The 12,423-nt window shown below is 66.3% G+C and carries 12 protein-coding genes; 7 read left to right on the top strand and 5 right to left on the bottom strand.

The genetic code is table 11. The features are described from left to right. Window positions 1–97: 97 nt before the first annotated feature. The 6 genes from OHQ90_RS36185 (at window position 98) to hpf (ending at window position 6,925) form a co-directional block, all read left to right on the top strand. Window positions 98–745, top strand: coding sequence for a dTMP kinase (locus tag OHQ90_RS36185; RefSeq protein WP_328405364.1), 648 nt, complete (start codon window positions 98–100; stop codon window positions 743–745). A gap of 78 nt (window positions 746–823) precedes the next feature. Continuing rightward, on the top strand, window positions 824–1,501 hold the full coding sequence (gene mtrA / locus OHQ90_RS36180; RefSeq protein ID WP_062984230.1) for an MtrAB system response regulator MtrA: 678 nt from the start codon (window positions 824–826) through the stop codon (window positions 1,499–1,501). Window positions 1,502–1,539: 38 nt separating this feature from the next. Continuing rightward, on the top strand, window positions 1,540–3,318 hold the full coding sequence (gene mtrB / locus OHQ90_RS36175) for an MtrAB system histidine kinase MtrB (protein WP_328405362.1): 1,779 nt from the start codon (window positions 1,540–1,542) through the stop codon (window positions 3,316–3,318). Between the two features lie 2 nt (window positions 3,319–3,320). Continuing rightward, entirely contained in the window at window positions 3,321–5,126 is a 1,806-nt protein-coding gene (lpqB, locus tag OHQ90_RS36170) for an MtrAB system accessory lipoprotein LpqB (RefSeq protein ID WP_328405360.1), read from the top strand. A 215-nt stretch (window positions 5,127–5,341) separates the two neighbouring features. Next, window positions 5,342–5,986, top strand: a complete 645-nt coding sequence (locus tag OHQ90_RS36165; protein ID WP_328405358.1) for a ComF family protein — start codon at window positions 5,342–5,344, stop codon at window positions 5,984–5,986. A 231-nt stretch (window positions 5,987–6,217) separates the two neighbouring features. Next, window positions 6,218–6,925: a ribosome hibernation-promoting factor, HPF/YfiA family gene (hpf, locus tag OHQ90_RS36160; RefSeq protein WP_328413347.1), complete on the top strand. Its 708-nt coding sequence runs from the start codon at window positions 6,218–6,220 to the stop codon at window positions 6,923–6,925. A gap of 69 nt (window positions 6,926–6,994) precedes the next feature. Here the strand turns inward: hpf and OHQ90_RS36155 are convergent, their stop codons facing one another. Genes OHQ90_RS36155 through OHQ90_RS36145 form a run of 3 tightly spaced genes read right to left on the bottom strand, consistent with a single transcriptional unit; the run spans window position 6,995 to window position 8,710 of the window. Continuing rightward, window positions 6,995–7,504 (bottom strand): hypothetical protein, encoded by a 510-nt coding sequence (locus OHQ90_RS36155; protein ID WP_328405356.1) that lies wholly within the window; start codon window positions 7,502–7,504, stop codon window positions 6,995–6,997. Window positions 7,505–7,562: 58 nt separating this feature from the next. After that, window positions 7,563–7,994 (bottom strand): hypothetical protein, encoded by a 432-nt coding sequence (locus tag OHQ90_RS36150; protein ID WP_328405354.1) that lies wholly within the window; start codon window positions 7,992–7,994, stop codon window positions 7,563–7,565. An 11-nt stretch (window positions 7,995–8,005) separates the two neighbouring features. Then, on the bottom strand, window positions 8,006–8,710 hold the full coding sequence (locus OHQ90_RS36145; RefSeq protein ID WP_328405352.1) for a helix-turn-helix domain-containing protein: 705 nt from the start codon (window positions 8,708–8,710) through the stop codon (window positions 8,006–8,008). Window positions 8,711–9,034: 324 nt separating this feature from the next. Between OHQ90_RS36145 and OHQ90_RS36140 the strand changes: the two genes are divergently transcribed. Next, window positions 9,035–10,327: an acetyl-CoA C-acyltransferase gene (locus OHQ90_RS36140; RefSeq protein WP_328405350.1), complete on the top strand. Its 1,293-nt coding sequence runs from the start codon at window positions 9,035–9,037 to the stop codon at window positions 10,325–10,327. A gap of 10 nt (window positions 10,328–10,337) precedes the next feature. Here OHQ90_RS36140 and bluB read toward each other — a convergent pair whose 3' ends face one another. Beyond that, entirely contained in the window at window positions 10,338–10,973 is a 636-nt protein-coding gene (gene bluB, locus OHQ90_RS36135) for a 5,6-dimethylbenzimidazole synthase (RefSeq protein ID WP_442941257.1), read from the bottom strand. 175 nt (window positions 10,974–11,148) lie between these two features. Next, window positions 11,149–12,396 carry a fatty acid desaturase family protein gene (locus tag OHQ90_RS36130; RefSeq protein ID WP_328405346.1) on the bottom strand — a complete coding sequence of 416 codons (1,248 nt, stop codon included), beginning with the start codon at window positions 12,394–12,396 and terminating at the stop codon, window positions 11,149–11,151. Window positions 12,397–12,423: the final 27 nt, after the last annotated feature.

The following is a 12,423-nucleotide window of genomic DNA, read 5'->3' as shown; positions in this document are numbered from 1 at the left end:
CGAGTACGCGCGGTGAAGAACGTGTGTCCCGCCGGCCCCTGCGGTCGGCGGGACACTGTCGTTCGGTGCCGAACACGGCGCATGTAGCCTCCTGACCATGGGCGTGTTGATTGCGGTGGAAGGCCTCGACGGTGCGGGCAAACGCACGCTGACCGACGCCGTCGTCGCGATGCTCGCCGCGCGTGGACTGCGGACGGCCACGCTGGCCTTCCCACGCTACGGGCGTTCGGTGCATGCGGACCTGGCCGCCGAGGCGCTGCACGGCGGGCACGGTGATCTCGCGGCGTCGGTGTATGCGATGGCGTTGCTGTTCGCGCTCGATCGGGCCGATGCCCGTGACGAGTTGTCGAAACTCCTGGCGGACAATGACATCGTGATCCTGGACCGCTACGTGGCCTCCAACGCGGCCTACAACGCGGCCCGGCTGCACCAATCCATGGACGGCGAGATCGCGCGCTGGACAGCCGAATTGGAATTCGGCAGGTTCGGCATGCCCGAGCCGACGCTGCAAGTGCTGCTGGACGTCTCGACGGAAGTGGCGGCCGAGCGTGCCCGCAGCCGAGGCGAACTCGACGACAGCCGCGCTCTCGACGCCTACGAACGCGACGGCGGACTGCAGCAGCGCACCCTCGAGGTGTACCGCGAGCTGGCCGAACGGGACTGGCACGGCCGATGGTGGACATACCGATCCGATGACGATCCGGCCTCATTGGCCTCGCGACTAGCCGAAATTGCAGGCCGATAAGGTTGGATGTGCCGCGGGATGCCACGAGTGTTGGCGTGGCGGCCCGATCCGAGCCGGAGAGATGACACCATAGTAATTATGAAGCCCAAGATTCTGGTCGTCGACGACGATATGGCGCTCGCTGAGATGCTCACGATCGTCTTGCGCGGGGAAGGGTTCGACCCGCATGTGGTCGGCGACGGTACGCAGGCGCTGGCGGCGGTTCGGGAGATCCGCCCCGATCTTGTGTTGCTGGACCTGATGCTGCCCGGCATGAACGGCATCGATGTATGCCGTGTGCTGCGGGCCGACTCCGGAGTTCCGATCGTGATGCTCACGGCGAAGACCGACACGGTCGACGTCGTGCTCGGTCTGGAGTCCGGTGCCGACGATTACATCGTCAAGCCGTTCAAGCCCAAGGAGCTAGTCGCCAGGGTGCGTGCCCGCCTGCGCCGCACCGAGGAGGAGCCCGCCGAGCTGCTGTCGATCGCCGACATCGTCATCGACGTGCCCGCCCACAAGGTGACGCGCGGCGGTGCGCAGATCTCGCTGACTCCGCTGGAGTTCGATCTGCTTGTCGCGCTCGCCCGCAAGCCCCGCCAGGTGTTCACCCGAGAGGTGCTGCTCGAGCAGGTCTGGGGCTACCGGCATGCCGCCGACACCCGCCTGGTGAACGTGCACGTGCAGCGACTGCGCGCGAAGGTCGAGAAAGATCCGGAGAACCCGGAGATCGTGCTCACCGTCCGCGGCGTCGGTTACAAGGCCGGACCCCCGTGATCGAAGGCGATGCCGATCGTTCGGGCGATGGGGAAGGGGTGACCCACCGTCTCGAACGATCGCTCGCACCGGTGATCGCCTGGTTCAAGGAAGTCGGCACCGCGCTCGGCCATGTGTGGCGTCGTTCGCTGCAATTGCGCGTCATCGTCTCCACGCTCACCTTGTCGCTGATCGTCATCACGATCCTCGGCGTGGTGCTGACCAGTCAGATCACCGATCGATTACTCGACGCCAAGATCAACGCGGCGGTCGAGGAGATGGATCGCGCCCGTAACACGGTGGAGAACCAGCTCGCGGGCGTGCACGACATCGGCACCCAGCAGCAGCGCCTCGCCGACGCGCGCAACGCGCTGTCCAACCGCGGCGGCACCGGCCAGTCCAGCGGTGCGGCAGGCAGTTTCGACTCGGCGCTGAGCATCGTCGGCGGCACGCCGCTGCAGCAGATCTCGACCGGCCCGATCCAGGAGGTACCGGAGGAGTTGCGCCGCTATGTCGAGCGCAACCAGGTCAGCTATCAGTTCGCCACGGTCTCCGACCCCGATGGCTACCGTGGCCGTGCGCTGATCATCGGCAGCCCGAGCGCCGAGATCCCGACACTGCAGATCTATCTGATCTTCCCGCTGGCCAACGAAGAACGCAGTCTGTCGCTGATGCGCGGCACGATGCTGATCGGCGGCATTGTGCTGCTGGTTCTACTCGCCGCTATCACAGCGCTGGTCACCCGTCAGGTGGTGCTGCCGATCCGTTCGGCCGCGCGGATCGCGGGCCGTTTCGCCGACGGCAGGCTCAAGGAGCGCATGCTGGTGCGCGGCGAAGACGACATGGCGCGCCTGGCCCAGGCCTTCAACGAGATGGCCGAGAGCCTGTCCAACCAGATCACCCAGCTGGAGGAGTTCGGCAATCTGCAACGCCGCTTCACCTCCGATGTCAGCCACGAGCTGCGGACCCCGCTGACCACCGTGCGCATGGCCGCAGATCTGATCCACGGCAGCAGCGACGATCTCGACGCCGCACTCGCCCGAAGCGCCGAACTGCTTGTCACCGAGCTGGACCGCTTCGAGGGCCTATTGAACGATCTGCTCGAGATCAGCCGTCACGACGCGGGCGTCGCCGAACTCCAGGTCGAATCCCTCGACGTGCGGATGTGTGCGCGGGCCGCGATCTCGACCGTCCGGCATTTGGCCAAGGAGGCCGGTGTCGAGGTCGTGATCGACTTGCCGGAGGATCCGTTGGTCGCCGAGGTCGATCCGCGCCGGGTCGAGCGGGTGCTGCGCAATCTGCTCGCCAACGCGATCGACCACAGTGAGGGCAAGCCGGTGCTCATCCGGATGCGCGGCGATCTCGATGCCAACGCGGTCGCGGTGATCGTCCGCGATCAGGGTATCGGCCTGCGACCTGGCGAGGAGAAGCTCGTCTTCAACCGATTCTGGCGCTCGGATCCGTCGCGGATGCGTCGTTCCGGTGGCACCGGACTCGGGCTGTCGATCAGCGTCGAGGACGCGAACCTGCACGAGGGCAAGCTGGAGGCGTGGGGCGAGGTAGGAGTCGGCGCCTGCTTCCGGCTTACGCTGCCGCTGGTGCGCGGCAAGAAGCTCGGTGCCAGCCCGCTGCCGCTCGAGCCTGTGTTGCGCAAGCACGCACAGCTGCGTGCGGTCGAAGCCGCGCCCGCGAGCAATGGCGAGGCCGAGCGGCCCGCGGTGGTGGCGGAGCCGGAACCGGTCGAGCGGGCCGAGGTGACGAACGGCACGGGACCGCAGACCGACCAGAGTGCCGCCGCCGACGCCGAAGCCGCCGAACCGGGAGACCTACAGTCATGAGGATGCGTGCCTGGTATCCGATGTCGCACCGGCGGTCCGCGCTCGGTGCGGCCGCCATCGCGGCGTTGCTGATGCTGACCGGATGTGCGAGTCTGCCGGAGTCCTCGGCGCCACAGGCGCTCGGCACCATCAACAGGGAGCCGACCAACGACGGTCCGCCGCCGCCCATCGCGGGACGCGATCCAGACCTGCTGCTGCGTGATTTCCTGCAGGCCACCGCGGATCCGACCAACCGGCACCTGGCCGCTCGGCAGTACATGACGCCGTCGGCGTCGGCGCAATGGGACGACACGGCGAGCACGACGATCGTCGAGAAGACGGACACGCTGCGTGAATCGCGTGTCGGAGACAAGGCGACCTATGTGATCCGAACGCACAAGGTCGGTGAGCTGGCGCCGGACGGCGCCTATCGGGCAAACGACTTGCCGCTGGAAAACAAGATCGAAATGTCGAAGGTCGACGGTGAGTGGCGCATCGACCAGCTGCCGGACGGCGTGATCATGGACCACTCCGCGTTCGCCAAGTCCTACCGGCGTTACGTGCTGTATTTCATCGACCCCTCCGGCACCACCGTGGTCCCCGATCTGCGGTGGATCTCGGTTGCCAAGAATCAATTGACCCAACGACTGATGACCCTGCTCACCGAGGGCAGCCAGCCCGCACTGGCGACCGTGGTGCGCAACGAGCTGGCGCCGCCGGTCGCGCTGCGTGGTCCGGTCACCAAGGCGGGCAGCGATCCCGGTGAAGTCGGTGTCGGGCTCGGCGGGGTGCGCATCGACTTCGCAGGCGCCACCAACCTGTCGCCACGCGACCGCGAACTGCTTGCCGGGCAGGTGGTCCTCACGCTGGCAGGCGCCGACATTCTCGGCCCGTACGTGCTGTTTGCAGACGGCAAACCGTTGGACGATCGATTCGCCGCCGGCTGGTCGGTCGCCGACGTCGACCATCTCAGCGTGGCGGCACACACGAAGAATCGGATCGGATTGCATGCCCTGCGCAACGGATCCCTCGTGCAGGTCACCGCGGACGGAATGGTCACCCCGCCCGGTTACTTCGGTGCTGTGAACAACCTGCAGTCGGTGGGCCTGTCACCGGATGGCCAACTGGTCGCTGCCGTCGCCGATGCCGGACGGCCGCCCCCCGAACCGCCGCGCACGCTGATGGTCGGTAGCTACGGCGGCAATGCGTTCCCCGTCGCCGAGGGCACGACCATCTCCAGGCCATCCTGGAATGCCGACGGCAGTGCCGCATGGGTGGTCATAGACGGCGAACGGGTGATCCGCGCGGTCAACGACCGGACCACCGGAACCGTCTCGGTGCAGGATGTCGACATCTCGGCGCTGACCTCGGCGATTCCCAGCCTGACATTCCGGCTGCCGATAACCGAACTACGGGTTTCCCGAACCGGGGTGCGTGCTGCGCTGATCGCCGACGGCAAGGTTTATGTCGCGGTCATCGTCCCACAGCCGAACGGCAAGTACGCCCTGACCTCACCGCTTCCGCTGGCTGTCGGACTGAGCACGGCCGCCGTCTCGGTGGACTGGCTCGGTGCCGACACCCTGCTCATCGCCCGCGCGGGCGATGTCGACCCGGTGAGTTCTGTGTCCGTGGACGGTTCCCAACCGCTCCCGCAGACAAGCCAGAATCTGACCCCGCCGGTGCGGCTGGTGAGCGCGTCACCGGAACACCAGTACGTCGCGGATTTGCGTGCGGTACTGGAGCTGACCAGCAACCCCGGCGGTGGCGAGCCCTACTGGCGTGAGGTGCCCGGTCTCGGCGCGAATGCCATTCCGGTCCTGCCCGGCTGATCGTCGTGGTTGTCCGATCGCCCGCGGGTGCGCTCGAGCGCTACCGGCAATCGGTGACCCGATGAATGCTTCGGACCCACCCGGCGTAGCGGCGTAATGGTTGTGCTGGAACGGAATCGGTCACCAAGCCGACTTGCCATCTCAGTGGCAGCGCTCGGATTACGTCGCGAGGTCGGTCGATCGAACTTGTCGGTGGGTGCGCGCACACTCGGGTGATGCGCACACTGCTGGATCTCGTGCTGCCGTCGGCCTGTGCCGGATGCGGGGCGGCCGGGGTCGGCTGGTGCGCCGATTGTGCGGCGGTGCTGACACACGGGCCGGTGCGGGTGCAGCCGCGTACCGAGCCCGGAGTGCCGTGTTGGGCGCTCACGAAATATGCGGGTCCTGGGCGTCGGGCGGTACTCTCGGCCAAGGAGCACGGGCGCCGCGATCTGGCGGAGCCGCTCGGCATGGCACTGTCGACTGCGTTAGCGCTATTGCGGGCCGAGGGCCGGCCGCTGGTGTTGATTCCGGCGCCGAGCAGAAGTGTGGCCGCGCGCCGTCGGGGCGGGGATCCCATGGTGCGTACGACCCATGCGGCGGCGAGGTGGCTGCCCGATTGCCGGGTGGTACCGATGTTGCGGGTGTGGTGGGGTGTGCGGGATTCGGTGGGCTTGACAGCCGCGCAGCGGCGGCACAATCTCCGGGGCCGAATCGTGGTGGCGCGCAGTCGCTGCGGTGGGGCGATGATACCGGAGAATGCCGAGGTAGTGCTGGTCGACGACGTGCTGACGACCGGAGCCACCGCCTCCGAATCGGTCCGAGTGTTAGCCGGAATCGGGGTGCCGGTATGTGCGGTGGTGGTGACGTGTGCTGCTTGACTCCGGGAAATTTGCGTGAACACTGGCGGACCGCCCGATGTCGTACTACCGTCGCGGTCACACACCCGAACCGGCAGTTTGGAGGTGGCGCCTCGGACATCAATGTGCCGAGAGATTGTCAATCGGCACGGCTCATCCCGCCGCACGTGCATCGGTTTGTGCGGCCATATCCGGGAGGTACGCGTGACGACTTCTTCACGACCTTCAGTGAAAGATGCCGATTCTTTGGTGCTGGATTCCGGCACCCAGGATCAGACAGAGCAACCCCCAGCGGACCGTCCTAGGACACCTAGCGCGGACGTCGTGGTGAAAGGTCGCAACGTCGAGGTACCTGATCACTTCCGAATCTACGTCGCGGAGAAACTCTCCCGACTCGAACGTTTCGATCCGTCGATCTTCCTCTTCGACGTCGAGCTCTTCCATGAACGAAATCGTCGACAGCGCAAGAGCTGCCAGCGAGTCGAGATCACCGCACGCGGCAAGGGGCCGATCGTCCGGGCGGAGGCCTGCGCGGACAGTTTCTATGCCGCATTCGAATCGGTGACTGCGAAGCTGGAGAGCCGGTTGCGCCGGACCAAGGATCGGCGCCGGGTGCACTACGGCGACAAGACCCCGGTGTCCGTTGCCCAGGCCACCGCGGACCTGATCGACGATTCCCTGTTCGTTCACGCCAACGGCACTATGGCGCACGACCACCCCGAGGGTGAAGGCCGCCTTGCTTCCGAAACGTCGGAGGCAACGGACTACGAGGCCGGCCCCGGTCACATCGTCCGCACCAAGGTCCACGCCGCGACTCCGATGTCGGTCGATGACGCCCTCTACCAGATGGAACTCGTCGGCCACGACTTCTTCCTCTTCCAGGACAAAGAGACCGACCGACCGTCGGTCGTCTACCGTCGGCACGCCTTCGACTACGGCCTCATCCGGCTCGCGTACTAACCACGCTCCCGCCTCTCCGGGTATTCAGCGCACCGAGTTGGATGCCCGGAGAACTGCGATGCGCGCGGTTCACCGTCTGTCGCGGAAGAATGTCTTGTGTAGCAGGGATTCTCGGCGTTGGGGGCGCATGGCCTGGAGCATGACCAGGTCGGCGAAGGTTTCGGCGTCGCGCTCGCGGGTGGATTCGTAATCGCTGCGACCGAGGACGTGTGCGATGGATTCCGGGGAGATCGAGGGGAGCAGATCGGTGATCACGGCGTAGTTCTGCGTCGGGGGACGTGACGGTTCGGCGCCGTGTCCGAGCAGCATGTGCCCGAGTTCGTGGACGATGATGTGCTCGGCATGCCATTCGGTGGTGTCCGCGCCATAGGCGATGACGTCGCTGTCGTGCTTGGCGATCCACAGGCCGCTGCCGGTGCCGCAGCCGGTGCCCGAGAGGATGGGGGTGTCGACGGGAAGCAGGGTGATCATCCGGCCGCGATGGGCGGCGACTGCATTCAGGTAGGTCGGCAGATCCCACGGGTGGGGTATCGGGACGGTCCGGGAAAGTTCCCGAAATCGGCTGTCCAAACCGGCCATTCGATGCGATCTCCTACCTACAGCGGCACTACGGTTCCCGCCCCGGTAGGAGACGATGTTACCGAGTCGGTGGCCCGAGTCGATCCGCGCTCTCGATGATGGCGGTGAGCATGGCGGGATCGATGTCGGAACCGCGCAGTGCGATGCTCGCGACATTGGCGTCGCGCATGGTCGCGAGCAGCTCCAATTCCCGGTCGATCGCAACCGCGGCCTGCCCCGACGTGGTGAGGTAGTCGGCGCTCACGCCGAAGCACTGGGCGATCGCGGTGAGCACGGTGGTATCGACCGCGGCGGCCGCCTCGTCGAATTCGCCGCGGCGCAATCTGGCGATGTCACTCTCGCGCACCTCGCGCCGCAGTTGGTCGCTGACGTGCTCGGCCACCGACGATGTACTGCGTTCGGGAGCCGAACGTGGGTGCACGGTTGCGAACAGCCGGTTGATCTTCTGGCTGAGCGCGAGACTTGCTCGGGCCGCCGCGTCGTCGGTCATGTCCTTCACCCTCAGTGCCTGCCGTTACGAATCGGTGTCGGACCATTGTTGGCTGCCAGCCAGCGGGCCCGAAACCGGGCCTCGGTGGTGGCGTCCACGTCCTCGGTTCGGCCTGCCAACCAGCGGCGATAGCGGCGCTCTTCGAACTCCGACGGATCGTCGGCCTCGGCGGGCACCTCCAGCAGATGCGCAAACGCCATCTCGACGAGCGGATGCAGGTGCCTGCCCGGCCCGCCGTTGCGTTCGAGCATTGCCGTCGCATAGCGCGCCGATAATCGGGAGACGACGGCGTTGAGGTCCGAAATCGCCGAGACCACATGGGGTTCGGTCGTTCGGCCGCGCTCGACCGCGTCGTTGAGTCGGCCGGCCGCCGCGAGCAGGCCGGTCAGGTCCGAGATTTCGAAACGGATCGAATCGGGTCCCGACACGATTGATTCGTCGGATCTCGGCGTGTGCACGTCGACGTCGTGTGCGGCCGGGGCGCCGCCCGCGTAGGTGCGCGCGGCACTGCCCGGCAGCCAGCGCAGGGGCGCGTCGAGTTTGTTGAGTGTGTGTGTGCTGATTGCTGCATCGCCGTCTTCGATCTTCCTGATCGTCGGCGCCGAGGGCCCTCCAAGATCACCGATCTGCATCTGGGTGAGGCCGAGTTCATCCCGGCGCTCCTTGATGATTCGGCCGAAGCGCTTCTGTCGCGACAGCTCCGAAGGGCTCTGCATAGTGGGCCTCATGGTAGATCCAGCGTAGCCAAAAAGACAAGTTGATAGAAAACATTTGAAAAATCCATGAGAAAATTGCTACTGTTTCTTCGCGCCGAGTGGACGACGTCGGCCTTGCGAAGTGTCGGCTTTGGGCAGTTCCGGAACGAGCAGGGGCGTTCGCCGGGACTGGCGCCCGGTCTGTTGCGCAATGGCGCGCGGCAGGCCGGCTCACCGTCGACGAACCGGCTCAGCGGCACTGGAGGGGATCGCTGAGCCGGGGGCGTGGCGCCCTAACTTACCTTGGAGTAAGTTAGGGGGTCGAGGCTCTCGAAGGGAAAACCCATGGCTACCAAAGCTGCTCGCCGTGCTGTCATTGTTTCCGGCGCCCGGACGCCGTTCGTGCGGGCGTTCGCCGAATACACGCGAATGGATTCGATCGCGCTGGCGGATGCTGCGGTGCGGGGCCTGCTCGAGCGGACCGGGCTGCCGGGCGCGCAGGTGCAGGCCATTGTGTGGGGCGGGGTGATCCTGCCGAGCGTTGCACCGAACATCGCTCGGGAGATCGCGCTGGATCTGGGGCTCGACGCCGGGTGCGAGGGGTACACGGTGACGCGAGCCTGTGCGTCCGGATTGCAGGCGGTGACGTCGGCGGCCGCGGCGATCGAGCGCGGCGAGTACGACATCATGATCGCCGGTGGCAGCGATTCCACCAGCAATGCCGAGGTGAAGCTGCCGCAAAAAGTGGTGCACGCGGCCGCGCCGCTCGCCCTCGGCAAGCCGAAGCCGAAGGATTACCTGTCCGCGATCGCGCAGCTCGCGCCATTCACCGATCTGCTGCCGAGCAGGCCGAAGATCGCCGAGCGCACCACCGGTGAGGTAATGGGGGAGTCGGCGGAGAAGATGGCCCGCATCCACGGTGTCAGCCGCGCCGACCAGGACGAATTCGCCGCGCGCTCACACCACCGCGCCGCCGCTGCCATCGAGTCGGGACGCTTCGACGACGAAGTACTGCGGGTGCGCACCCCGCAGGGCGTCGAGGTAGCGCGTGACGGGTTGGTGCGCGGGGACACCAGCATCGAGAAGCTGGCGCGCCTGAAGCCGGTGTTCGCCGCCGACGGCAGCGTCACCGCAGGCAATGCCAGCCCGCTCACCGACGGCGCCTCCGCGGTGCTGCTGATGAGCGAGGAGAAGGCGCACACACTCGGCTACCGGCCGCTTGCCGCCTTCCGTTCCTGGAGCTACGTGAGCGTCGATCCGACCGACCAGGTGCTCATCGGCCCCGCCATCTCCATGCCACGGGCTTTGGACAAGGCCGGAATGTCCTTGGGCGACATCGACTTCGTCGATATCCACGAGGCGTTCGCCGCTCAGACTCTGTCGGTGCTCGCCGCACTGAACAGCGACGAATGGGCGAAGACCAGGCTCGACCGGGACACCGCGGTCGGCGCGGTCGACATCGACAAGCTCAACGTGCACGGCGGCTCGGTCTCGCTCGGCCACCCGTTCGGCGCGACCGGCGCCCGCATGGTCACCACCATGGCCAACGAGCTCGCCCGCACCGGCAAGAGCGCCGCCCTCCTCGGCATCTGCGCCGCGGGTGGCATCGGCGCCTCGGCGGTACTGGAGCGCGTCTGAGCCCGGCCGCTCAGTTCCGGTAGGTCTCCTGGTGCACTGCGTCCGCCAGCGGACGTCCGGTGCGCCAGCCGAACCGTTCCAGGTCGGGAACCCGCTGGAATTCGTGGACCGGGCCGACGCAGAGCCAGGCGACCGGACGGATGCCGTCCGGGAGGCCGACAAGATCGGTGAGGAATTCCGCATCGTAGAACGACACCCAGCCGACCCCGACCTGCTCCGCGGTTGCGGCCAGCCAGAGGTTCTGGATCGCCAGAACCGCAGAGTAGACACCGGTTTCGGGGACGGTTGCCCGCCCGAGCACCTGGGGGCCACCGCGGTTGTGGTCGTAGGTGACCACGATGCCGGTGCCGCTCTCGGTGATGCCCTCGATCTTGATCGGCTCGAACATCGCCGCACGCTCCGGCGGCAGCGCATCCCGGAATTCGATCCGTTTGTCCGCGACGTGGTCGGCGAACCTACGCAGGGTCACCGGATCTTGCACGACCACGAAGTCCCACGGCTGTGAGTTGCCGACACTCGGCGCCCGATGAGCGGCATCGAGTATCTGCCACAGCGTCGCATCGTCGACGACGTCTCCGGTGAACTCCGCCCGCACATCGCGTCGCAACCGGATGGCGTCGTACACGCTCAAATGATCAGCACACACGAGGCCAGTCAACCAGCAGCGAACCGTCACCTGCAGCCGGGACATAAGTTGGGTGCCTTGTCGACGGCTGCTTGGGGGATATGAGGTGCATCGGTCGATCAGCGCCGCGGTCGAGGCAGTCGCGTGCGGGTTGACCGCGGTGGGAAAGACGAAGGCAAACGGTGCGGGCGGCTGATCAGCCGATGGACACGGCGCGGCGGGTGAAACGACGACGACTCTCGGTGAGCGCCGTGCGCAGGCCGCGGCGCTTGCCGGTGATCGGGTCGATCGTCGGGTGGGTGTCACCCTCGAACTTGCGTTCCGAGGCGGTCTCGGGGGCATCGTCGGTGGTGGCGCGCAGGTACTTGTTGGGCAGCGCCAGCTTGAGGATGGTGCGCCAGGACTTGAAGTACTGCACCGGCAGCGAGCCGGTGGTGTAGGGCAGGTCGTACTTCTCGGCGAGGGCGCGCACCTTCACCGCGATGTCGGCGTAGTGGTTGCTCGGCAGGTCGGGGAATAGGTGGTGCTCGATCTGGTGGCTGAGGTTGCCGGTCATGAAATGCAGGACGGGGCCGCCGGAGATGTTGGCGCTGCCCAGCATCTGGCGCAGGTACCACTGGCCCTTGGATTCACCATCGATGTCGGCCTTGGTGAACTTCTCGGCGCCGTCGGGAAAGTGTCCGCAGAAGATCACCGCGTTGGTCCAGACGTTGCGGACCATATTGGCGGCGATGTTCGCGGTCAGCGTCGAGAGGAACGCGGGGCCGGTCAGCAGCGGGAACAACAGGTAATCCTTGCCGACCTGCTTGCCGATCTTCAACAGCACCTCGCGGCGCTTGACCTCGAACGCGGCCCGCTCGGGTGAGCCCTCCTTGTACCGGCCCACCTTGCCCAGCTCCAGATGCTGGACCGCGACACCGTATTCGAAGAACAGCTGCAGCAGCAGGTTGTAGACGGGGTTGCCGATATTGAAGGGCTTCCAGCGCTGGTCGCGGGTGACGCGCAGCAGCCCGTAGCCGATGTCGTCGTCCATGCCGAGCACGTTGGTGTACTTGTGGTGCAGGTAGTTGTGCGTCTGTTTCCAGTGCTTGGACGGCCCGGTGTTGTCCCATTCCCACGAGCTGGAGTGGACCTCGGGATCGTTCATCCAGTCCCACTGGCCGTGCATGACGTTGTGCCCGATCTCCATGTTCTCGATGATCTTGGCGGTGCCGAGCAGGGCGACGCCCGCCAGCCAGGCCGGCGGCAGGAAGCTGGCGAACAGCACGGCGCGGCCGCTGATCTCGAGGGCGCGCTGCAGCCGGATAACGTTGCGGATGTACTGCGCGTCGCGCACGCCGCGCGAGGCTTCGATATCACGGCGGATCGCATCGAACTCCGCGCCGAGCGCTTCTACATCGGCTTCGGTGAGGTGTGCGTATTCCTTGACATCCGAGATCGCCATGGCGGTTACAGTACCGTAAGTTACGAG

This window comes from Nocardia sp. NBC_00403, from assembly GCF_036046055.1.
Taxonomy (GTDB): domain Bacteria; phylum Actinomycetota; class Actinomycetes; order Mycobacteriales; family Mycobacteriaceae; genus Nocardia.
The sequence above is the reverse complement of the archived record's forward strand: the minus strand, read 5'-3'. Positions and strand labels throughout refer to the sequence as shown.